The following is a 21139-nucleotide window of genomic DNA, read 5'->3' as shown; positions in this document are numbered from 1 at the left end:
TTGCTCAAGCCGGGGGCAGGGCGGAGCAGGAAGTCGAGCGGGCCGACTTCCTGCTCCGCTCCGGTGGCCCCCTGCACGGCAAGGGGGCCACCGGGACGCCGTTGTCTGTGGGCATCCGTTCGCCGCCACCCGTTCTTTCTGGGACGTCGGAGGTCAGCGGGAGTGGGAGGTCGATGCCGCTGACTTCCTGTTCCTGGGTGCTCGTTCGGTGGCTCCCTTGCTGTGTGCAGGGGAGCCACCGAACCGAGCCGCGGCCGTCGGTGGAGCGGGAAGTAGGTCGGGCGTTTTCCCGCTCCATTTCACCCAGCCTCGGCCGGCTGCCCCCTCGCTCGGCCCGAGCGAGGGGGCAGCTGCTCAAGTCGAAGGTGAGGGGAGCAGAAAGTCGACACCGCCGACTTCCCACTTCACCTCGCTCGATCTCGGCCGACTGCCCCTCGCTCGGTTTGCGCGAGGGGCATCGGCGCAGGTCGAAGGTGAGGGGGCGGTGAGAGTCATTTCCGGTGGCCCCTTGCACGCAGCAAGGGGCCACCGGAACACCGCTGTCCCTTTCCGGGGGCGGCCGTTCGCCGATGCCGTTCCTCCTGGTGGGTCGAGGATCAGGCGGAGCAGGAAGTCGATGTCGCCGCCTTCCTGCGTCTCGGGGCTCCTTTCGGTGGCTCCGTTGCCGCTCGCAAGGGAGCCACCGAACCGAACGCTCCACTTCATCCGGTCTCGGCTGGCTGCCCCTCGCCCGGCTGGGGCGAGGGGCAGTTGCTCAAGCCGAAGGCCAGGCAGAGTAGGAAGTCGGCGAGGCTGACTGCCTACTCCGGGCCTTTTCCGGTGGCTCCTTGCGCCGGGCAAGAAGCCACCGGAGCACGCCAAGGCCGCTCGTTGGACTCGGGCACGGGCCCTGGAGCAGCCCCCAAGCCTGGGGCGGAGTGGGAAGTCGACAGGTCCGACTTCCCACTCCGACTCCGATGCTGTTCGGCTCGCGGTCCGGCGCGGGTTGCTGCTCTCTCCTTTTCGGCGGCCCCCTTGCGCGCGCAAGGGGGCCGCCGAAGGGCCGCTGTCCGTGGGCAACGGTTCGCCAACGCCATTCCTGCTGGCGCGGCCGAAGGCCACCAGGAGTGGAAAGTCGATGCCGCCGACTTCCCACTCCTGGCTCGTTCTCTCCGGTGGCCCCTTGCTGCGCGCAAGGGGCCACCGGAACATCGCCGTGCCTATCCGGGGGCAGCCGTTCGCGATGCCGTTCCTTCGGTCGAGGATCAGACGGAGCCGGAAGCCAATGCCGCCGACTTCCTGCTCCTGAGCTCTTCTACGGTGGCTCCCTCGCGTGCTGCAAGGGAGCCACCGGAACTGACCCGCTCCACTTCACCCGACCTTGGCCGGCTGCCCCTCGCCCGGCTGGGGCGAGAGGCAGTTGCTCAAGCCGGAGGCCGGGTGGAGTAGGAAGTCGAACGGGTCGACTTCCTACTCCGCTCCGGTGGCCCCTTGCGCGGCAAGGGGCCACCGGGAAGCCGTTGTTTGTGGGCAGTTGTTCGCCGACGTCGATCCTTCTGGGGAGGCCGGAGGTCAGGAGGAGTGGGAAGTCGGTGTCGCCGACTTCCTGCTCCTGGGTGCTCGTTCGGTGGCTCCCTTGCTGTGTGCAGGGGAGCCGCCGGGGCCGAGCGGCGGTCGCCCGTGGAGTGGGAGGTCGGTGGGTTCGACTTCCCACTCCGGGTGGTTACTGGGGTATGCGGGTTGGGGGTTGGTGGGGGGTCCAGGTGTGTTCGGTGGTGCCGTCGGGGAGGGTGTGGGTTTCCCAGTGGCCGTGGCGGGTGATCGGCGGCGGGGGCGGGCCGATCTTCAGGGCGGTGACGACACCGGTGATCACGGTGGCGATGGCGAGGGCGAGGAGGACGGCGAAGGCGGCGCCGACGAGGAAGCCGCTCACCCCGGGGTCGCCTGGCGGAGCAGGGTGAGGAGGTTGAGGAGGGTGGAGAGGGGGGCGTCGCCGAAGTCGACGAGGAGGCGGCCGTCGATGGTGGGCTCCGCCACGGCGGCGGAGCCCCAGCGCAGGCCGTGGGGTCTGCCGCGTTCGTGGAGTTCGAGGAGGAGGGCGGTGACCTCGGGTTCGGTGTAGGTGCGCAGGTAGGGGTCGTGGGGGTCGACGGGGGCGTTCACGCGGCGAAGTCCAGCTCGAACCAGACGACCTTGCCCGTCTTGGTGGGGTCGACGCCGAGGCGGTGGGTGAGGGCGCGCACGAGGTGGAGTCCGCGCCCGGAGACGGCGTAGGGGTCGGCGGAGATGCGGGGTTCGGGCAGGTCGGGGCAGTCGTCGCAGACGGCGACGCGGAGGATGGTCGGCCGCAGGGAGACCAGGACGGCCGGGGCGGGGCAGCGCCCGTGCCGCCAGGCATTGACGAACAGTTCCTGGAAGGCGAGTTCGGCGTCGGCGATGGTGTCCGGCCGCCAGCCGGCGGTGTGGAGGAGGGAGCGGAGTTCGGCCCGGACGGCGGAGCAGTCGGGCGGGTTGCAGGCACGCATGGCGAACCTCCAAGGGGAGGGGCAGGGAGGGAGGAAACGTCGACGGATGCGTCACCGTGAGCCAGGCCAGGCCAGGCCGAAGCCGGTTGCTCTGCGGCGCATGAGGGCAGCAGGCGCCTACTGCCCCGTGAACAGGCATTACTGACGATCCATCGGATCGGATCGGAGGCCGACGCTACAGCAAGAGTTCCCTATGAGATACCAACTAGCTCAAACATCACCCTCAAGCGGGAAGGCGGGTAGGGAGTGGTGGACCGATCCGGCTGCCAGGCGGCAGACTTGGCGCCATTCACGTAAGGAACGAACGCATGCCGCCACGCCGCCACCCGTCCTTCAGGCAACGCCGGCTCGGTGCCGAGCTGCGAAAGATTCGCGAGGCTACGACGCTCAGCGGTCCGCAGCTTGCCAGGATCCTCGACATCGACGTGAGTCAGATCAGCCAGATGGAGTCCGGCAGGATCGGAGTCAGCCGTCAGCGTCTGCGCGCCATCACCAACGCCTGCCAGTGCCTCAACGAACCTCTGATCGACGCACTGGGCAACATGACGCAGGATCGGACGAAGGGATGGTGGGAGGAGTATCGCGGCCTGATCCCCAGCACCTTCCTCGAATCTGCGGAGCATGAGGATTTCGCCGCAGGGACGATCAAGATCTGGACGTCCGCATTCCTTCCGGGGCTCCTGCAAACCGGAGACTACTCGAAGGGGATGTTCAGTCGGGTCATCCCCCAGCTCACCGTTCATGAGACTGATCTGCGGATTGCCTTCCGAACGCAGCGCAGAAACCTCTTCCTCCGAGACCCTCGGAAGAAGCTGGAGATCTACCTTCACGAATCATGCCTGATCACACGTTATGGCGGCACCGATGTACTGCGGCAGCAGCTTGGCTGTCTGGTCGACGACTCGCTCAGGGAGAGCATAAGCATCCGCGTGATCCCCTTCAGCGTAGATACCCAGCCAGGCCCGATCGAGAGCATCATCTACAGCTTCGGCGAGGTGCCGGAGCTGGATACCACTGAGATGGAGTCCTCGCGGGGACCCTTCTTCTTCGACGCCCCGGGTGAACTCGCTGCCTACCGTGCAACCTTCGGGCGCATCGAGAAGTACGCGCTCACAGAGGACGAATCGCGCGACCTGATCAGCCGGACAGTCCGAACTTTGTAGGGATCGAGATGTATCAGAGCAACTGGCAGAAGTCTTCCTTCAGCAGCTCAAGCGAAAACTGCGTGGAAGTCCGAACCGTAAGCGGGCTGGTCGAACTCCGGGAGTCCGATGACGGTGAACTCATACTCCACACTGCCGCAGCCACCTTCGCCGACCTCCTCGATGCGATCAAGGCCGGCGAACTCGACCACCACGCGTGATCTCGCTGGCCCCTCGCTCGGCCCGAGCGAGGGGCAGCAGGATCCGGGTCGCTGTCCGCCCAACCGAGGCAAAGCTGGAGCAGGGCGCGATCAGGATGTGGTTGGGGAGTCCGGGGTTGTCGGCTGTGGCCAGAGGTATTGGTAGTACCACGGACGGAAAGGGGAGTGCGTGAACAGCTCCAGCTGGCAGAAGTCCAGTTACAGCGCTTCGAACAACGAGTGCGTGGAGGTCCGTGCCCGTGGTGAGGTGGTGGAACTGCGAGAGTCCGACGAGCCCGGAACGATCCTCGGCGCGGATCCTGCGACCTTCCTCAACCTGCTCGAATCGATCAAGGCCAGTGGATTCGACCAGCACGCATGATCCCGCCAGCCCCTCGCTCGGTTCGAGCGAGGGGCCAGCTACCCATAAGTCGCCCCTCGCAGCCGAGGCGGGGTGTGCCGGGAGTGGGAAGTCGGATTCGCCGACTTCCCACTCCGGAGTGCCTCCCGGCCGAGTTCGGTCGCGCCCGCTCTCGACTCAGCAGTACGTCTCGATGAAAAGCAGGACGCGGCCGTCCTCCCCGACAAACTCGTACGCCTCATGAATCGGCAGCTCATCAGCGTCGAAGCGGGCCCGTGCCTCCACCCAGGCCGCCGGGCGTTCGGCCTCCTTGACGAAACGCGGAAGCCACCGTTCGACCCGCTCCTCGTAGTAGGTGCCCATCGTCATCACGTCCGCATCAACCGCGAGCCGCTTGGCCCGGCGGGGATCGATCGGGCCGCGGGTGAGCCGCCAGTAGCAGCCGTCGGCATCGGTGAAGCCGCGGGCAGCCACGGGCATTTGGACGTAGGAGCCATGGGAATCCTCCGCCGGTGACGGCATGGCCGCCACCAACTCGGCGAAGGTCGTGACGTGCTTCTGCTTCTTCGACACCTGGGCAGACTGCCAGAACTACTCCGGTGCCACCGCCTCCAGCTCCTCCACCGTCCCGGACATGATCGTCCGCACATGGGCGGTGATGTGCTCAGCAGGCCAGTCCCACCAGGCCACAGCCACGAGACGGGCGACGTCCGCCTCCTCGTACCGGCGGCGGATCACCCGGGCCGGGTTGCCGCCGACGACGGCGTAGTCCGGGACGTCGGCCGTGACCACCGAGCCCGTCGCCACGATCGCGCCGTGGCCGATGCGGACGCCGGGCATCACCGTCACGCCGTTGCCGAACCACACATCACTGCCCACCACCGTGTCGCCACGGTTCGGGAGATCGGTGAGCAGGTCGAAATGCGCCGCCCAGGAGCCGCCCATGATCGGGAACGGGAAGGTCGACGGGCCGTCCGTCCGGTGGTTGGCGCCGTTCATGATGAAGCGGACGCCGGTGCCCAGGGCGCAGTACCTGCCGATGACCAGCCGCTCTGGGCCGTAGTGGTACAGCACGTTCCGGGTCTCGAACGCCATCGGGTCGTCCGGGTCGTCGTAGTAGGTGAACTCCCCGACCTCGATCAGCGGCGACGTCACCAGCGGCCGGAGCAGCACCACGCGGGGCTGCTCCGGCATCGGGTGGAGCACCGAGGGATCAGGCATCGGCGCCGCTGTCGGCCTCGAAGCGGATCACGACCGCCTTCGACGTCGGGGTGTTGCTGACGTCCGCCGTGGAGTCCAGCGGCACCAGCACGTTCGTCTCCGGGTAGTACGCGGCCGCCCCGCCCCGCGCCACCGGGTAGTGGACGACGCGGAAGTGCGGGGCGCGGCGCTCCACGCCGTCCTTCCACTCGCTGACCAGGTCCACGTACTGCCCGTCGGACAGACCGAACTCGTCCGCGTCCGCCGGGTTGACGAGCACCACGCGCCGGCCGCCCGTGATGCCGCGGTAGCGGTCGTCGAGGCCGTAGATGGTGGTGTTGTACTGGTCGTGCGAGCGCAGCGTCTGCAGCAGCAGCCGGCCCTCCGGCACCTCGGGGGCGGTGAGCGGGTTGACCGTGAAGTTGGCCTTGCCGGTCGCGGTCGGGAAGGTGCGGGTGTCGCGCGGGCCGTGCGGGAGGGTGAAGCCGCCCGGGCGGCGGACCTTGTCGTTGAAGTCCTGGAAGCCGGGGACGACCCTGGCGATCCGGTCGCGCAGGGTGTCGTAGTCGTCCGCGAAGTCCTCCCACGGCACGGTGTCCTGCGGACCGAGGGCGGCGCGGGCGAGGCGGCAGACGATGGCGACCTCGGAGAGCAGGCCCGGGGCCGGCGGGCGCAGGCCGCCGCGCGAGGAGTGGACCTGGCCCATGGAGTCCTCGACGCTGACGAACTGGGCGCCGCGTGCGGTGACGTCCCGGTCGGTGCGGCCGAGGGTGGGCAGGATCAGCGCGCGGGCGCCGGTGATCACGTGCGAGCGGTTGAGCTTGGTGGAGACGTGCACGGTCAGCCGGCAGCGGCGCATCGCCGCCTCGGTGACCTTGGTGTCCGGGGTGGCGGCGACGAAGTTGCCGCCCATGGCGAAGAAGACGCCGATCCGGCCGTCCCGCATGGCCCGGATGGTGTCGACCGAGTCGAAGCCGTGCTCGCGCGGCGGTTCGAAGGAGAACTCGCGGCCGAGGGCGTCCAGGAAAGCGGCGGAGGGCCGTTCGAAGATGCCCATCGTCCGGTCGCCCTGGACGTTGCTGTGGCCGCGCACCGGGCAGACGCCGGCGCCGGGGCGGCCCACGTTGCCGCGCAGCAGCAGGAAGTTGACCACCTCGCGGATGGTCGGCACGGAGTGCTTGTGCTGGGTGAGGCCCATCGCCCAGCAGACGATGACCTTCTCGGAGGCGAGGACCATCCGGCCGAGTTCCTCGATCTGCTCCCAGGGCAGGCCGGTGGCGGCGAGCACCTCCTCGCGGGAGGTGGTCCGGGCCTCGGCGGCGAACTCCTCGAAGCCGTGGCCGTGCTCGGCGACGAAGGCGTGGTCGACGGCGTCCTTCTCCAGGATCAGCTGGTTCAGGGCGCGGAACAGGGCGAGGTCGCCGCCGAGCCGGATCTGCAGGAAGAGGTCGGTCAGCTTGGTGCCGTGGCCGACCAGGCCGCGGGCCTGCTGCGGGTTCTTGAACCGCTCCAGCCCGGCCTCGGGCAGCGGGTTGACGCTGACGATGGTGGCGCCGGCGCGCTTGGCCCGCTCCAGGGCGGAGAGCATCCGGGGGTGGTTGGTGCCCGGGTTCTGGCCCGCGACGATGATCAGATCGGCCTGGTAGAGGTCCTTGAGGCTGACGCTGCCCTTGCCGACGCCGAGGGTCTCGGTGAGCGCCGAGCCGGAGGACTCGTGGCACATGTTGGAGCAGTCCGGCAGGTTGTTGGTGCCGAGCCGGCGGGCGAACAGCTGGTAGGCGAACGCGGCCTCGTTGCTGGTCCGGCCCGAGGTGTAGAACGCGGCGCCGTCCGGGGTGTCCAGGGCCCGAAGCTCCTCGGCGATGAGCGCGAAGGCGTCGTCCCAGGAGATCGGGGTGTAGTGGGTGGCACCCTCGTCGAGGAGCATCGGCGCGGTGAGCCGGCCCTGCTGGCCGAGCCAGTAGCCGGAGCGCTCGGCGAGTTCGGCGACCGGGTGCGCGGCGAAGAACTCGGCGCGGATCCGGCGCTCGGTGGCCTCCTCGGCGACGGCCTTGGCGCCGTTCTCGCAGAACTCGGCGGTGTGCGTCTTGCCCGGCTCGGGCCAGGCGCAGCCGGGGCAGTCGAAGCCGTCGGGCTGGTTGACCTTGAGCAGGGTGCTGAGGGTGCGGCGGACACCCATCTGCTCGGCGGCCATCCGCAGGCTGTGGCCGACCGCGGGCAGCCCGGCGGCCGCGTGCTGGGGCGCGGACACCCGGGGGGCGTCCTGCGCCGGATCGCTCTGCGGGGCCTGCTTGGCCATGACTGCGCTCCTTGTTGTGCGTGCGGCCAACGCGTCGTCGCGGGGCCCGTTGCCATCCTCCCACCAGGGCACACGCCGGCGGCAGGGGAGATGTGGCCGAAGGCGGGAAGTGGAGGCGGGAGAAAGAGCGGGCGAAGGGACGGCCGGAGCGGGCGGTCCCGTGGATAGAGTGCGGAGGCGGCACGAGTGCGGGGGTGGGCGGGTGATGATCGGCGACGTGCTCGACGGTCGGTACGAGCTGGTGGAGCGGCTGGGCCAGGGCGGCTTCGGTGTGGTGTGGCGGGCCTTCGACTCCCGGATGCGGCGCCCGGTGGCGGTCAAGGTCATCAACCACCACGGCGAGGACCAGCAGAAGGCCGCGCTCCGGTTCGTCCGCGAGGCCTGCGCGGCGGGCAACCTCTCGCATCCGCACATCGTCACCGTGCACGATCTGGGCGAGGGTGAGTTGGGCGGCCGCACGGTGACGTACCTGGTGATGGAGCTGATCACCGGCCGCACCCTGACCTCGGTGCTCCGGGACGGCCCGCCCGGTCCGGAGCGGAGCGTGCGGTGGGGGCGGCAGATCTGCTCGGCGCTGGCCGCCGCCCACGACGCGGGCATGGTGCACCGCGACATCAAGCCCGAGAACATCATGGTCACCGAGGCCGGCACGGTGAAGGTACTGGACTTCGGCATCGCCCAACTCGACATCGGGGCTGGCGGGTTGACCACCACCGGGACGGTCGTCGGCAGTCCCGCGTACATGGCGCCGGAACGCTGGACCGGCGGCCGGGTGGACGGCCGGGCGGACCTCTACGCCCTCGGCTGCGTCCTGGTGGAACTCTGCACCGGAGTGCGGCCGTTCAGCGGCGACTCGACGCCGGTGCTGATGTACCAGCACCTGAACGCGCCGCCGCCGGCGCTGGACCCGGCGGAGTTCGGGCTGCCGGCGGACCTGGCCGGACTGGTCACGGAGCTGCTGGCGAAGGACCCCGAGCACCGGCCGGCGGACGCGCGGACGGTGGAGCGGCGGCTCGCGGAGCTGGCGGGGGAGGGCCCGGGGGAGGCCCCGGCGGACAAGCCCGCGGAGCGGCCGGTGGAGGTGCCCGCGGAGCAGCCGGGGTTCGGGCCCGTGGTGGTGCTCGTCCCGCCGGTGCCGGTGTTCCCGCCGCCCGTGGTGTTCGGCCCGGTGCCGGTGCTCCCGCCGCCGGTCGTGTTCGGACCGGGTGTGCTGCCCCCGCTCACCACGCCCCCGCAGGGCGCCGCGCCCCCGTCCCCGCACGAGGTCGCCCGCCACGCCCTCGCCGAGCGCCGGAGCGCCGCGCACCGGGCCGCGACGCCCGAAGAGGCCGCCGCCCTGCTGCACGGAATCGCCCAGGAGGCGGTGGCCGCGCTCGGCCCCGCGGACCGCGAGACCCTTGCCGCCTGGCGCGACTTCGGCTGGTTCCTGAGCCGGACCGGGGACCTGGACGGCGCGATCCGGCTGCTGTCCACCGTCGCCGAGGACCTGCGCGTCGCCCTCGGCCCGTCCGACCCGGACACCCTCACCGCCCGCTACCACCTGCTCCGCTGCATCGGCGAGAGCGGCGAGACGGTCAGCGCGATGCGCCGGCTCGCCGAGCTGCTGCCGGAACTGCACACCGTCTGGGGCCCGCACGACCCGCGGGTGTTCCAGGCGCGGCACGACCTGGCGGCGTACACCGCGGAGCGGGGCGACCCGGAGGGCGCCGTGCTCCAGCTGCGCACCCTGCTGCCGGAGCTGGTCGCCGTCCTCGGCGAGCAGCACCCCCTGACCGTCCACGCCTGGCAGGACCTCGCCGCCCGCCAGCAGCGGCTGGCGGCGGCCCCGGCCGGGCGCCCGAAGCCCGGCAAGCGGCCGCGGATGCACCCGGCCGAGGCGCTGGCGCTGATCCGTCGCGTGCTGGCCTGGGAGTTCGCCTCGGAGAAGGAGGCGGACGCCTGTCTGGACGCGCTGGAGCGGGGCACCGGGATCAAGCAGATCGGCGAGTGGATCCTCGCCGCGCCGGACCACGTCACGGCCGAGGACCTGGTGGAGGAGATCTACGGTCCGTGACGCGGCCCGCGCGCGCCCGAGCTCTCACACCGGCACCACCTCGGCCCCCACCCCGGCGAGCGCGCCCAGCAGCGCCCGCGCCGCCGCGTCGTTCTGCCGGAAGCCGGGCGAGTCCGTGCGCGGCCGGGCGAACGCGGCAGCCGCCCGCACGCTGGTGTGCGGGCCGAGCGCGGTGCGGCGCGGGTGCGGTTCCCCGCCGAGGGTCGGGTCGAGGACGAGGCCGTCCCGGGGCCGGATGGTGAGCAGCCCCGAGTGGTGGGTGTGCTCCGGGTCGCTGACCACCTCCTCGACGATCCGCCCGTCCCGGTGCAGTTCGCGCAGCAGCGGGTCCCGGGTGCGGGCCAGTACGTGCTTGGGCAGGTACGCCTCGACCAGCGCGGTGGCGGTGACGGTGCGGCCAGGCACGGTGGCGCCGGAGGCCAGCCAGCTGCCGGTGCGCTCGTCCCGTTCGACCCGGACGCCCGCGCCGAGGAAGCGGACCACGCCGGCCTCGGAGAGCGCGAGCAGTTGGCGCAGCCGGAAGCCGGGTGGGCCGGATGCCAGGTAGCTGAAGTAGCCGAAGAACCACTCGTCGACCTCCTCGCCCACCGACCGGGCGGTGAGTCGGCCGGAGGCGAGGATCCGGGGCAGCTGGCCGAACAGCGAGAGCAGGGCGAGGAAGGCGCCGAGGTCGGCGCTGTGCGCGGGGTCGGCGCGCCGGTCGGCGTCCTCGGCGATGTAGCGGCGCAGGTACCGCTGGAGTTCCTCGGCAGAGCCGAGTTCCAGGCCGGCCAGCGGGTGGTCCAGGCGTTCGAGGTCGAGCCGGTCGGCCGGGTCGGGGACGGCGCGTTCGACCAGCGCGTCCAGTCCGGGGGACGCCCAGGGGTGCGCGTCGAGGCCGTCGAGGAACTCCGCCCAGGGCAGGGCGGTGCGCCCGGGGTGGGCGTGGAACAGTTCGTGGTAGTGGCCGAAGGCGATCTCCTTGGCCATCAACGGCCAGGCGTCGCGCCGCAGTTCGAGCGCTCCGGGCCGGTCGAGCAGGGCGTCGACGGCGGTGGCGTCGAAGTACCGGGGGAACGGCGGCGGCGGTCCGACCAGGCGGTAGCCGGTCTTGGAGTGGTACGGGACGCCGCGCCGCGAGCCGACGTGCACGACCGGTTCGCGGCCCGAGGGCCGGTAGACCAGGCCGCCGTCGGCCGCCTCATCGAACCGGCCGCCGCGGCCCTCGGTGAGCAGCGAGACCAGGTCGACGAAGGCGAGCCCGAAGCCGCGCAGCACGGTGTGCTCGCCGGGGGCGATGCGCTCCAGTTCGGCGGCGACGTCGGCGGAGTGGGCGGGCGGCAGGTGGAAGCGGCCGTGCCGGGCGGCGAAGGCGGCGTCGGCGTCGTAGCGGGGGTCGGGGTGGGACTCGAGGTGGCCGAGGGTGAGGACGACGTGGTCGGCGGTCAGTACCCGGTCGGAGAGGTGGACCAGCTGCGGACCGTCCGCCGGGCCCTCGATCCGTTGCGCGGTGTCCCGGTGGACGGTGACCGTGATGTGCGGCGGCAGGTCGGCGACGGCGCGCCGGAACACCCAGTCCAGATAGGCGCTCTGGGCCCGCCGGGTGGGGAAGTCGGTGGGCGCGAGGGTGTCCAGCTCGGCCCGCAGTTCGGGGTCGGCGATCTCCCGGTAGGGGGCGAACTCCTCGGGACGGGCGGCCCATTCGGCGAGCGAGGGGCCGGGGCGGACCGGCCCGTCGAGGGTCGAGCGCTCGTCGGTGAACATGGTGACGTCCTCCGCCATCGAGTTCATCCGCAGCAGCGGGGACTGCTCGTGGCGCCAGATCCGGCCGCCGCCGGGCGGGTGCGGGTCGACCAGGTGGATGTGCAACGGCCGGTCGGCGGGCAGCAGTTCGGGGGCGTTGGCGGCTATCCGCTCCAGCACCCCGGTGCCGCGCGGCCCGGCGCCGACGACGACCAGGACGGCGCTCATCGGGCGTCCTTCCCGGTGGCGGTCCCGCCCGTGCCGGCCCCGCTCGTGCCGGTCTCCCCGGGGGCGGCCTCGTCCGCGACGGCGCGCAGCCGCCGGTACGCGGCGCGGGCCCGGTGCAGCGGCGTGGGCGGCAGGCCCTCGCGGGTGGCGCCCTTCGCGAAGTGGCGCTCGACGTAGAACTGCCCGACCGAGAGCACGGTGGTGATCACCACGTACCAGAGGGTGGCGACCATCAGCATCGGGATGACCTGGTACGACTGCAGATAGACCAGCTGGACGGAGTAGAGCAGGTCGGAGACGGCCAGCACGCTGATGATGCTGGTCCCCTTGAGGGCGCTGATCAGCATGTTCCCGGCGGTCGGCACGATCGAGCGCATCGCCTGCGGGACGACGATCCGGCGCAGCACCCGCCACCGGCCGAGGCCGAGCGCGGCGGCGGCCTCCAGCTGGCCCCGGTCGACGGAGAGGATGCCGCCGCGCACCACCTCGGCGGCGTACGCGGCCTCCAGCAGGGTGAGCCCCACCACGGCGGTGAAGGTCGGGCCGAACAGGTTGACCGTGCGGACGGTGACGAACTCCGGGCCGAACGGGATGCCCAGGCCGAGGGTCGGGTACAGCGCGCCGATGTTGAAGAACAGCAGCAGCTGCACCAGGGCGGGGGTGGAGCGGAAGATCCAGATGTAGATCCAGCTGAGCGTGCGCAGCACCGGGTTGGCGGACAGTCGCATGGTGGCGAGGACGGTGCCGAGCACGAAGCCCAGGCCGAGGGTGACGGCGGTCAGCCAGAGGGTCAGGGTGAGGCCGTTCATCACCGAGGTGGCGGTGAACCACTCGGCGACCACGTCCCACTGGAACGCCTTGTTGCGGACCAGGGAGTTGACCGCCATCGCGAACAGCAGCAGGGCGACCGCGGCGGAGATCCACTGGCCGGTGCGGCGGCGCGGGACGATCCGGGCGGTGGCGGCCCAGAGGTCGGGCGCGGTGGCGGTGGTGGTGGCAGCGCCTCGGCGGATCGGTACCGGAGCGGGCGGGGAGGAGGGGGCGGGCAGGACGTCCGGCGGGGTGGCCATGCGGAGGCTCCAGGCGGGAGGGCGGAGATGCGGGATGCGCGCGGGCGCACGGGGCGGGGGTACGGCGTGGTCACGTACGGCCGTTGCGGCCGGCCCGCGTCCCTCAACGCGTCCGGCGGGGCACTGCACTCCGCTTTCGATCGTACGCGTGCGCGATCGGCGGGTGTCAAGGGTCGGCGGTGACGGGACGCCGGGGGCGCGGGAGGTGTCGCGTGGCGACAGGAGATCGCAACAGAGCGGTAATGGAGGACGGTTGACGGGTGCGTGGTTCGCTGCTCAACTTGAGGCCATGTACGCCGAGCAGCCCCTGGTCACCCGCGACCACATCGACTTCGGTCGGGTGTGGTCCGCGGCGTGTCGCGGCTGACCCGGCAGCGGGCCGCTCGTCCGGCCCCGTCCTCCTCCGGAGCGACCTCCCTCGGTGCCCCGTCCCGGGCCGGGACAGCCGTCACGTCCTGACGGCTCGTCGACCGCGCGCTGCCGCCCGCCCTCTTCCTCCCCGCTCCGCTGCGCTCCGGCAGTCCTCCGTACCGCCCCGGGCCGTCACGTGCCCGTGGCCACCTCCTGTCGTCCCGCCCCGTACGGCTACCGCCCTCCGCTCCGTACCGCCCTCCGGCCGCCGGCCGGCGGTGCCCCACGCCTTCCCCCACCCTCCCGCGCCACCGGCTGCCCGCGTCCGGCCGGACCGCGGACGATCCGAAAGGTTCCGCCACCATGCCCGTCGAATTCCTCGGCATCGCCGCCACCGCCGACGGTACGGAGACCACCGCGAGCACCACGGCCGCGTTCGACCGCGACTACACCCTGAAGCTGGCCCGCGCCCACGAGGACCACGACTGGGACCGGGTGCTGTTCGCCTACGGCTCCGGCTCGCCCGACCCGGCGCCCGCCGCCGCGTTCATCGCCTCCCGTCTCGACCGCCTGCAGATCCTGCTCGCCCACCGGCCGAACGTCTCGTACCCGACCTTCGCCGCCAAGACCTTCGCCACCCTGGACCGGATCAGCGACGGCCGGCTCACCGTCCACTTCATCACCGGCGGCAACGACCACGAGCAGCAGCGCGAGGGCGACTTCCTGACCAAGGACGAGCGCTACGACCGAACCCGGGAGTACATCCGGATCGTCAAGAAGGCGTGGACCAGCCGGGAGCCCTTCGACCACGAGGGCACCCACTACCGCTTCAAGGACTTCGTCTCCGACGTCTTCCCGGTGCAGCAGCCCCGGCCGGGCGTCTCCTTCGGCGGCTCCTCGGAGGCGGCGTACGCGGCCGGCGGCGCCGAGGCCGACATCTACTGCCTCTGGGGCGAGCCGCTGGCCCGCACCGCCGAGCAGATCGAGCGGGTGCTGGAGGCCGCCAAGCAGGCCGGGCGCACGGACGCGCCGCGGATCCAGGTGGCGTTCCGGCCGATCATCGCGCCGACCGAGGAACTGGCCTGGGAGAAGGCGCACCGGACGGTCGCCGCGATCAAGGCCCGGCGCGAGGGCGGCGACCTGATCCGCCGCGGCCGCCCGGCCGGCACCGGGCCCGAGAACGCCGGTTCGCAGCGACTGCTTGAGATCGCCGAGGCCGGCGAGCGCTACGACCGGGCGCTGTGGACGCCGACCGCCGCCGCCACCGGCGGGGCGGGCAACTCCAACGCCCTGGTCGGCACCCCGGAGACGGTCGCCCAGGCGCTGCTGGACTACTACGACCTGGGCGTGGACATCCTCTCCGCCCGTGGCTACCACCTGGTGGACGACGCGATCGACTTCGGCCGGCACGTCATCCCGATCGTCCGCGAGGAGGTCGCCAAGCGGGACGCGGCCAGGGCGGCGGCCGAGGCGGCGGCGGAGGCCGAGCGGGCCGAACGCGCCGAGCACGACCGGCACCAGCTGATCGCGGCCCAGGCGTGAGCGGCGCACCGGCGCTCGACGTCGAGGTCCGCCGGGTCGGGATCGACGACCCGCTCGCCGAGCCGCTGGTGCGCGAGCTCACCGAGGAGTACGTGCGCCGCTACGGCCCCGAGGCGCACGAGGAGATGACCCGCTACCCGGCGGACAGCTGGACCGCGCCGCACGGCCTGCTGCTGCTCCTGCTGGAGGACGGCGAACCGGTGGCCGGCGGCGCGTACAAGCGGTACGACGAGCGGACGGCGGAGGTGAAGCGGATGTGGACGGCCTCGGCGCACCGCCGCCGGGGGCTGGCCCGCCGGGTGCTGGCCGAACTGGAGCGGGCCGCCGCCGGGGCCGGCTACGACCGGATCTTCCTCACCACCGGCCCGCGCCAGCCCGAGGCCAGGGGGCTGTACCTGGCCGCCGGCTACACCCCGCTGTTCGACGTCGACGCCGATCCTCTGACGATCGGACCGCTGCCGTTCGAGAAGCCGCTCCTCTGAAGCCGCACCGCACGCCGGGCCGGCACCGCACGTCGGGCCCGCACCGCACGTCGGGCCCGCACCGCACGTTGAACCCACCGCACCCGCACCGCCCCCCGTACCTCCCGAAAGGCACCTCCGTGAGAACCACCACCGCCCGCCCCCGGCTGCTCGCCGCCACCGCCCTGCTGCCGGTCCTGGCCCTGGCGGCGTGCAGTTCGGACCCGAGCACCGGCCCCGCGGCGGGCGGCTCCGGCCGGCCGGCCGTCTCCGCCGCCGCCGAGGACCTCGTCTCCGGCCTGAAGAAGTCGGACACCGCCGCCGCGCTGCTGCCCGCCGACGTCCGGGCCGCCGGGACGGTCAAGTTCGGCTCCTCGATCGGCGCCCCGCCCTCGGCCTTCTACGCCGACCAGGCCACCAAGAAGGCCGCCGGGGTGGACATCGACTTCGGCGACGCCGTGGGCCGCCTGCTCGGCCTGACCGTGCGGCGCGAGGAGGCGGCGTTCGAGACCATCCTGCCCGCGCTCGACAGCGGCAAGTACGACGTCGGCACCGGCAACTTCGGGGTGACCGCGGCCCGGCTGAAGACCATCGACTTCGTCACCTACATCGACGACGGCCAGGGCTTCGCGGTCAAGAAGGACAACACCACCGTCAAGCCGATCACCGACCTGGTCCAGCTGTGCGGGCTGACCATCGGCACCGGCGCCGGCACCACCTTCGAGACCACCCTGAACGCCAAGAAGAACGTCTGCACCGACGCCGGCAAGCAGCCCTACGAGGTCAAGGCGTTCAGCGACAGCGGCGCCACGCTGACCAGCCTCCAGCAGGGCCGGGTGGACGTCGTGATGTCCACCATCAACGGCCTGCGCTACCAGGCCGCCCAGGAGGCCTCCGGCACCAGGTTCCTGGGCGAGTTCCACCGGCTCGACGTCGGCTTCGCGTTCAAGAAGGGCTCGGCGCTGACCCCGGCCTTCCAGGCGGCCGTCAACGAGCTGATCAAGGACGGCACCTACGACCGGATCCTCAAGAAGTGGGGGGTGACGGACTCGGCCGTCAAGGAGTCCCTGATCAGCCCGCCCGAGCACGCGTGATCCCCTGTCCTCCCGGGAGGAGTCCCCCATGACCACCGCCACCGCCGGCGCCACCACCACCGGCACCCCGACCCGCTCGAAACCCGACCGCGCGCCCGCCGACGCCCCGCTCGACCTCGGTGAACTCGCCGGTCTGCGCACCGTCCGCGCCCGCTACCCCTGGCGCTGGGCGGCCGGCCTCGCCGCCCTCGTCGTCCTGGCCCAGTTCGCCCACGGCCTGGCCACCAACCCCGGCTGGGACTGGGCCACCTTCCGGGTCTACTTCTCCGCCGACACCATCCTGCGGGCGGTCGGCCGCACCGTCGAACTCACCGCCTACGGCACCGTGCTGGGCTTCCTGCTGGGCGCCGTGGTGGCCGCGATGCGGCTCTCCCGCAGCGCGATCCTGCAGACCGTCGCCTGGGCCTACGTCTGGGTGTTCCGCTCGATCCCGCTGATCGTCCAGCTGGTCTTCTGGTTCAACCTCTCCTACCTCTACAAGCGCTTCGGCTTCGGCATCCCGTTCGGGCCCACCTTCGGGGACTTCGAGACGATCGGGGTGCTGGGCGCGCTCGGCGCGGCCGTGCTTGGCCTCGGGCTGCACCAGGCCGCCTTCGCCGCCGAGATCATCCGCGGCGGCATCATCGCCGTCGACCCCGGCCAGCGCGAGGCGGCCGCCGCGCTCGGCGTGCCGCGCTGGCGGCAGGCCTGGCGGATCGTCCTGCCGCAGGCGATGCGCGGCATCCTGCCGTCCGCCGCCAACGAGGTGATCTCGCTGTTCAAGGGCACCTCGGTGGTCTACGTGATGGCGATCGGCGAACTCTTCTACCAGGTACAGGTGGTGTACGGCCGCACCGGCCGGGTGGTGCCGCTGCTGATGGTCGCCACCGTCTGGTACGTGCTGCTGACCACCGTGCTGTCGATCGGCCAGTACTACGTCGAGCGGTACTTCGCCCGCGGCGCCGACCGCACCCCGCCGCCCACCCCGCTCCAGCGGGCCCGCTCCCTTGTCCGGGGCCTGCGCGCCCGCACCGCCACCGCCGTCGCCCTCGGAGGCCGCTCATGACCACCGTCGTCAAGGAACCGCGCGTCGAGGACACCCCGGCGGACGGGCCGGTCGCCGCACCGTCGATGGTGCAGGTCCGCGGCCTGTGGAAGAGCTTCGGCCCGACCGCGGTGCTGCGCGGCGTCGACCTCGACGTCCCGGCCGGCTCGGTGACCGTGGTGCTCGGGCCGTCCGGCTCCGGCAAGTCGACCCTGCTGCGCGCCATCAACCACCTGGAGAAGGTCGACCGCGGCTTCGTCGCGATCGACGGCGAGCTGATCGGCTACCGCCGGGCCGGGGACAAGCTGCACGAGCTCAAGGAGCGCGAGGTCCTGCGCCAGCGGACCAACATCGGCTTCGTGTTCCAGAACTTCAACCTGTTCCCGCACCTCACCGTGCTGGAGAACATCGTCGAGGCGCCGGTCAGCGCCCTGCGCCGGCCGAAGGCCGAGGCCCGGGCCCGGGCACTGGAGCTGCTGGAGCGGGTCGGCCTGGCCGAGAAGGCGGACGCCTACCCCCGGCAGCTCTCCGGCGGCCAGCAGCAGCGGGTGGCGATCGCCCGGGCACTGGCGCTGGAGCCCAAGGTGCTGCTGTTCGACGAGCCGACCTCGGCGCTCGACCCGGAGCTGGTCGGCGAGGTGCTCGACGTCGTCAAGGACCTCGCCCGGGCCGGCACCACGATGATCGTGGTCACCCACGAGATCGGTTTCGCCCGCGAGGTCGCCGACACCGTGGTCTTCATGGACGGCGGCGTCGTGGTCGAGCAGGGCCCGCCGCGAGCCGTCCTGGACGAGCCGAAGCACGAGCGGACCAAGGCCTTCCTGGCCAAGGTCCTCTGACTCCACCCCCTGAATCCACCCCCCTTCACCCGCAGGAGTTCCGCCATGTCCCTACCCCGTCGCGCCCTCGTGACCGCCGCCGCGCTCGCCGCCTCCCTCACCCTGGCCGCCTGCGGCAGCTCCACGGACGCGGCGGCCGACCTCGCTCCCGCCAAGGGCAGCACCGCCCCGAACGGCACCGCGGTCAACCTCACCCCGCAGCAGAACCGGGTGACCACGCCCAAGGTGGACGCCCTGGCCGCCCTGGTGCCGGAGGAGATCAGGAGACGCGGGACGCTGACCGTGGTCGACTCGCTCGGCACCACGCCGCCGCTGGACTTCTACGCCAACGACGACCGGACGGTGATCGGCGTCGAGCCGGACATCGCCTCGCTGATCGGCAACGTGCTCGGCCTCAAGGTCGAGTTCAACCCGGTCTCCTGGGAGAACATCTTCGTCGGCCTGGACAGCGGCAAGTACGACGTCGGCATCTCCAACATCACCGTCACCGAGGCCAGGAAGGAGAAGTACGACTTCGCCACCTACCGGCTGGACATCCTCGGCTTCGAGGCGAAGAAGGGCACCGGCTGGAAGGTCACCGGTCCCAAGGACATCGCCGGCAAGACCGTCGCCGTCGCCTCCGGCACCAACCAGGAGAAGCTGCTGATCGCCTGGAACGAGGAGAACACCAAGAACGGCCTGAAGTCGGCCGACATCAAGTACTACCAGAACTCCTCGGACTACTACCTGGCGCTCTCCTCCGGCCGGATCGACGCCTACGTCGGCCCCAACCCGGTGGCCGCCTTCCACGCCGTGCAGACCGGCGAGACCGAGGTGATCGGCACCTACTCGGGCGGCGGCGCCGAGGTGCTCGGCAAGATCGGGGCGACCACCAGGAAGGACAGCGGCCTGGTCGGGGCACTGAACGGGGCGATCAACGAGGTGATCAAGAACGGCAGCTACGCCCAGGTGCTGAAGCGCTGGGGCCTGGACGCCGAGGCGGTGCCCACCTCCGAGGTCAACCCGGTCGGCCTGCCCAAGCCCAAGCAGCCGTAGCGAGGGCCCCGGGGGGCGGCCCCCGGGACCGCCGCGGGGGAGCGGTCCCGGGGTCGTTCACCCGGGTGCCGCTCCCCGCCGCTATCGTGACCCGGTCAGGATGAACGGTGTTCGATTCCGGCGGACTTGGTGGGGGAACGCATGCAGGCGGGCGATGTCGTGGGCGGCCGCTACCGGCTGGACCGGGAGCTGGGCCGGGGCGGGTTCGGTGTGGTCTGGGCCGCCCACGACGAGACCATCGGGCGGGCGGTCGCGCTCAAGGTGCTCTCCGACGAGAAGGCGGGCGACGAAGAGGCGGTCGGCCGGTTCATCCGCGAGGCCAGGACGGTCGGCCTGCTCTCCAATCCGCACATCGTCACCCTGTACGACTACGGGCGGGTGCAGGACGGCGCGCGGTCGACCCACTACCTGGTGATGGAGCTGGTCCGGGGCCGCTCGCTGGCCCAGGTGATGCGCGACGGCCTGCCGGAGCCGGCGGTCTCGCTGCGGTGGGTGCGGCAGATCTGCAAGGCGCTGGACGCCGCGCACCGCAACGGCGTGGTGCACCGGGACATCAAGCCCGAGAACATCATGATCACCGACGGCGGCGAGGCCAAGGTGCTGGACTTCGGCATCGCCCGGCTGCTCTCCCAGCCCGCCGCCGGCGGACTCACCTCCACCGACGTGGTCATCGGCACGCCGGTCTACCTGGCGCCCGAGTGCTGGGCCGGCCTGCCGATCGACGGCCGGGCCGACCTCTACGCGCTCGGCGTGGTGCTCTACCAGCTGTGCACCGGCCGCCGCCCGTTCAACGCCGACCAGGCCGTCACCATGATGTACGCGCACCTCCACGAGCAGCCGCTGTCCCCGGACACCGCCGACCCGGCCCTGGACCGGCTGATCCTCCAGCTGCTCGCCAAGAAGGCGGAGGACCGGCCCGCCGACGCCGCCGAGGTCCGCCAGCGGCTGCGCGACCTCAAGGCGCTGCGGGACCGCAAGGGCGGCAGCGACCCGGAGGCGCTGCGACAGAAGGCCGACGACGCCTGGCGGCGCGGCGCGGCCGGCTCGCCCGAGCGGGCCGCCGAGCAACTCGTCGCGCTGATCCCGCAGTTCGCCCGGGCCTTCGGGGCCTCCGACCCCCGGACCCTGCGTACCTGCCACGACCTGGCGCTCTGGCTGGCCCGCTCGGGTCGGCCGCGGGCGGCCGTCGCCCTGCTGCGCGAGCTGCTGCCCGCGCTGGACGGCCACCCGCGGGCCCGCGAGGACGTCGGTCGCGACCTGGAGCGGTGGGAGCGCGACAGCGCCGACGCCGCGCCCGACCCGGCCCGTCCGCTAGTGCTGGCCGAGCTGCTCGACGGCACGGCGCAGAGCGGCTGAGCCGCCCTCGGCGATCGGCACGCCGTGCCCGAACAGCACCGTGTCCGCCTCCAGTTCGGACAGCCGGCGGAAGGACTCCACGGCCAGCGCCGGATCGGCGTTGAAGACGCCGGGCATGGTGCGCTGCTCGACGTTGGCCGCGATGTCACCGGTGAACAGCACGCCCCGCTCCGGCAGGTGCAGCGCGATCGAGCCGTCCGTGTGGCCCGGCACGTGCACCACTACCGCGCCGCCGCCGAAGTCGAGCTTCTCGCCGCCGGCCACCTCGCGGTCGACCGTGCACGGCGGGGCGGGCGGCAGCTTCGGCAGGCTGTCCCAGATCTCCTGCTCGAAGGGGCTCAGCACCATCGGCCGGGGCAACTGCTCGCCGCGGAGCACCGGGGCCTCCAGCCGGTGGGCCACCACCTCGGCGCCCAGCCGCCGGGAGAGTTCGGCGGCCGATCCGGCGTGGTCCTCGTGGTAGTGGGTGAGCACGATGGTGCGCAGCGCGGCCGGGTCGGCGCCGTCGGCGCGGATCGCCGCCTCGATGGCGTCGGCCTGCCCGGCGGGGCCGGTGTCGATCAGGGTGAGCGAGCCGTCCTCGTCGCGCCAGAGGTAGACGGTGCCGAAGTCCAGGGTGACGACGGTCAGTTCGGGTCGGATGCGGGTGATCTCCATG

At 71.9% G+C, this 21139-nt stretch carries 20 protein-coding genes; 11 read left to right on the top strand and 9 right to left on the bottom strand.

Going from position 1 to position 21139, the window contains the following annotated elements; genetic code table 11:
* Positions 1-1702: 1702 nt before the first annotated feature.
* The 3 genes from BI06_RS17120 to BI06_RS17110 are packed head-to-tail and all read right to left on the bottom strand — an operon-like array spanning position 1703 to position 2504.
* Positions 1703-1912, bottom strand: a complete 210-nt coding sequence (locus BI06_RS17120; RefSeq protein ID WP_043468910.1) for a hypothetical protein — start codon at positions 1910-1912, stop codon at positions 1703-1705.
* On the bottom strand, positions 1909-2142 hold the full coding sequence (locus BI06_RS17115) for a hypothetical protein (protein ID WP_043468906.1): 234 nt from the start codon (positions 2140-2142) through the stop codon (positions 1909-1911). Before BI06_RS17115 ends, BI06_RS17120 begins: the two co-directional genes overlap by 4 nt.
* Positions 2139-2504: an ATP-binding protein gene (locus BI06_RS17110; protein ID WP_043468903.1), complete on the bottom strand. Its 366-nt coding sequence runs from the start codon at positions 2502-2504 to the stop codon at positions 2139-2141. Before BI06_RS17110 ends, BI06_RS17115 begins: the two co-directional genes overlap by 4 nt.
* Before the next feature lie 308 nt (positions 2505-2812).
* Between BI06_RS17110 and BI06_RS17105 the strand changes: the two genes are divergently transcribed.
* From BI06_RS17105 to BI06_RS17100, 3 genes are all read left to right on the top strand, one after another.
* Complete coding sequence (locus BI06_RS17105; protein WP_043468900.1) at positions 2813-3667, top strand: helix-turn-helix transcriptional regulator; 855 nt, start codon at positions 2813-2815, stop codon at positions 3665-3667.
* Between the two features lie 8 nt (positions 3668-3675).
* Positions 3676-3867 (top strand): DUF397 domain-containing protein, encoded by a 192-nt coding sequence (locus BI06_RS46400; protein ID WP_082558516.1) that lies wholly within the window; start codon positions 3676-3678, stop codon positions 3865-3867.
* A gap of 169 nt (positions 3868-4036) precedes the next feature.
* Entirely contained in the window at positions 4037-4228 is a 192-nt protein-coding gene (locus BI06_RS17100; protein ID WP_043468898.1) for a DUF397 domain-containing protein, read from the top strand.
* 156 nt (positions 4229-4384) lie between these two features.
* Here the strand turns inward: BI06_RS17100 and BI06_RS17095 are convergent, their stop codons facing one another.
* The 3 genes from BI06_RS17095 to BI06_RS17085 are packed head-to-tail and all read right to left on the bottom strand — an operon-like array spanning position 4385 to position 7706.
* Positions 4385-4780 carry a hypothetical protein gene (locus tag BI06_RS17095; RefSeq protein ID WP_030392824.1) on the bottom strand — a complete coding sequence of 132 codons (396 nt, stop codon included), beginning with the start codon at positions 4778-4780 and terminating at the stop codon, positions 4385-4387.
* 18 nt (positions 4781-4798) lie between these two features.
* Entirely contained in the window at positions 4799-5428 is a 630-nt protein-coding gene (locus tag BI06_RS17090; RefSeq protein WP_043468896.1) for a CatB-related O-acetyltransferase, read from the bottom strand.
* Positions 5421-7706 (bottom strand): FdhF/YdeP family oxidoreductase, encoded by a 2286-nt coding sequence (locus BI06_RS17085; RefSeq protein WP_043468893.1) that lies wholly within the window; start codon positions 7704-7706, stop codon positions 5421-5423. The genes BI06_RS17090 and BI06_RS17085 overlap by 8 nt, the downstream gene beginning before the upstream one ends.
* A 205-nt stretch (positions 7707-7911) precedes the next feature.
* Here BI06_RS17085 and BI06_RS17080 point away from each other — a divergent pair, with 205 nt between their 5' ends.
* Positions 7912-9759, top strand: coding sequence for a serine/threonine-protein kinase (locus BI06_RS17080; protein WP_051741149.1), 1848 nt, complete (start codon positions 7912-7914; stop codon positions 9757-9759).
* A gap of 24 nt (positions 9760-9783) precedes the next feature.
* On the opposite strand, the gene BI06_RS17075 is transcribed toward BI06_RS17080, so the two are convergent.
* Both BI06_RS17075 and BI06_RS17070 read right to left on the bottom strand, forming a co-directional pair.
* On the bottom strand, positions 9784-11709 hold the full coding sequence (locus BI06_RS17075) for an FAD/NAD(P)-binding domain-containing protein (RefSeq protein WP_043468890.1): 1926 nt from the start codon (positions 11707-11709) through the stop codon (positions 9784-9786).
* Positions 11706-12779, bottom strand: coding sequence for an amino acid ABC transporter permease (locus tag BI06_RS17070; RefSeq protein ID WP_082558514.1), 1074 nt, complete (start codon positions 12777-12779; stop codon positions 11706-11708). Before BI06_RS17070 ends, BI06_RS17075 begins: the two co-directional genes overlap by 4 nt.
* Positions 12780-13493: 714 nt before the next feature.
* Here BI06_RS17070 and BI06_RS17065 point away from each other — a divergent pair.
* The 7 genes from BI06_RS17065 to BI06_RS17035 all read left to right on the top strand — a co-directional run bounded on the left by BI06_RS17065 (position 13494) and on the right by BI06_RS17035 (position 20481).
* The gene (locus tag BI06_RS17065; RefSeq protein WP_043468886.1) at positions 13494-14672 is read left to right on the top strand and encodes an LLM class flavin-dependent oxidoreductase; all 1179 of its coding nucleotides are present in this window, start codon (positions 13494-13496) and stop codon (positions 14670-14672) included.
* Positions 14669-15154 (top strand): GNAT family N-acetyltransferase, encoded by a 486-nt coding sequence (locus BI06_RS17060; RefSeq protein ID WP_030392817.1) that lies wholly within the window; start codon positions 14669-14671, stop codon positions 15152-15154. Before BI06_RS17065 ends, BI06_RS17060 begins: the two co-directional genes overlap by 4 nt.
* Before the next feature lie 119 nt (positions 15155-15273).
* Positions 15274-16227 carry an ABC transporter substrate-binding protein gene (locus BI06_RS17055; RefSeq protein ID WP_030392816.1) on the top strand — a complete coding sequence of 318 codons (954 nt, stop codon included), beginning with the start codon at positions 15274-15276 and terminating at the stop codon, positions 16225-16227.
* A gap of 28 nt (positions 16228-16255) precedes the next feature.
* Complete coding sequence (locus BI06_RS17050) at positions 16256-17272, top strand: amino acid ABC transporter permease (protein WP_051741147.1); 1017 nt, start codon at positions 16256-16258, stop codon at positions 17270-17272.
* 65 nt (positions 17273-17337) lie between these two features.
* On the top strand, positions 17338-18090 hold the full coding sequence (locus tag BI06_RS17045; RefSeq protein ID WP_043469779.1) for an amino acid ABC transporter ATP-binding protein: 753 nt from the start codon (positions 17338-17340) through the stop codon (positions 18088-18090).
* Between the two features lie 45 nt (positions 18091-18135).
* The gene (locus BI06_RS17040; RefSeq protein ID WP_043468883.1) at positions 18136-19125 is read left to right on the top strand and encodes an ABC transporter substrate-binding protein; all 990 of its coding nucleotides are present in this window, start codon (positions 18136-18138) and stop codon (positions 19123-19125) included.
* Between the two features lie 141 nt (positions 19126-19266).
* Entirely contained in the window at positions 19267-20481 is a 1215-nt protein-coding gene (locus tag BI06_RS17035) for a serine/threonine-protein kinase (RefSeq protein WP_051741145.1), read from the top strand.
* On the opposite strand, the gene BI06_RS17030 is transcribed toward BI06_RS17035, so the two are convergent.
* Complete coding sequence (locus tag BI06_RS17030; RefSeq protein WP_043468880.1) at positions 20437-21138, bottom strand: MBL fold metallo-hydrolase; 702 nt, start codon at positions 21136-21138, stop codon at positions 20437-20439. The two genes, BI06_RS17035 and BI06_RS17030, sit on opposite strands and share 45 nt — an antisense overlap.
* Position 21139: the final 1 nt, after the last annotated feature.

The organism is Kitasatospora sp. MBT66, assembly GCF_000710405.2.
Lineage (GTDB): Bacteria > Actinomycetota > Actinomycetes > Streptomycetales > Streptomycetaceae > Kitasatospora > Kitasatospora purpeofusca.
Note: the sequence above shows the minus strand (reverse complement) of the source record. Positions and strands in the feature narration are given on the sequence as shown.

What these genes read in the sequence shown, in the direction of transcription:
- BI06_RS17040 (WP_043468883.1), top strand. Translation starts at nt 18,136, where the DNA reads ATGTCCCTACCCCGTCGCGCCCTCGTGACCGCCGCCGCGCTCGCCGCC.
- BI06_RS17065 (WP_043468886.1), top strand. Translation starts at nt 13,494, where the DNA reads ATGCCCGTCGAATTCCTCGGCATCGCCGCCACCGCCGACGGTACGGAG.
- BI06_RS17075 (WP_043468890.1), bottom strand. Translation starts at nt 11,709, where the DNA reads ATGAGCGCCGTCCTGGTCGTCGTCGGCGCCGGGCCGCGCGGCACCGGG.
- BI06_RS17045 (WP_043469779.1), top strand. Translation starts at nt 17,338, where the DNA reads ATGGTGCAGGTCCGCGGCCTGTGGAAGAGCTTCGGCCCGACCGCGGTG.
- BI06_RS17110 (WP_043468903.1), bottom strand. Translation starts at nt 2,504, where the DNA reads ATGCGTGCCTGCAACCCGCCCGACTGCTCCGCCGTCCGGGCCGAACTC.
- BI06_RS17070 (WP_082558514.1), bottom strand. Translation starts at nt 12,779, where the DNA reads ATGGCCACCCCGCCGGACGTCCTGCCCGCCCCCTCCTCCCCGCCCGCT.
- BI06_RS46400 (WP_082558516.1), top strand. Translation starts at nt 3,676, where the DNA reads ATGTATCAGAGCAACTGGCAGAAGTCTTCCTTCAGCAGCTCAAGCGAA.
- BI06_RS17050 (WP_051741147.1), top strand. Translation starts at nt 16,256, where the DNA reads ATGACCACCGCCACCGCCGGCGCCACCACCACCGGCACCCCGACCCGC.
- BI06_RS17090 (WP_043468896.1), bottom strand. Translation starts at nt 5,428, where the DNA reads ATGCCTGATCCCTCGGTGCTCCACCCGATGCCGGAGCAGCCCCGCGTG.
- BI06_RS17080 (WP_051741149.1), top strand. Translation starts at nt 7,912, where the DNA reads ATGATCGGCGACGTGCTCGACGGTCGGTACGAGCTGGTGGAGCGGCTG.
- BI06_RS17035 (WP_051741145.1), top strand. Translation starts at nt 19,267, where the DNA reads ATGCAGGCGGGCGATGTCGTGGGCGGCCGCTACCGGCTGGACCGGGAG.
- BI06_RS17105 (WP_043468900.1), top strand. Translation starts at nt 2,813, where the DNA reads ATGCCGCCACGCCGCCACCCGTCCTTCAGGCAACGCCGGCTCGGTGCC.
- BI06_RS17030 (WP_043468880.1), bottom strand. Translation starts at nt 21,138, where the DNA reads ATGGAGATCACCCGCATCCGACCCGAACTGACCGTCGTCACCCTGGAC.
- BI06_RS17085 (WP_043468893.1), bottom strand. Translation starts at nt 7,706, where the DNA reads ATGGCCAAGCAGGCCCCGCAGAGCGATCCGGCGCAGGACGCCCCCCGG.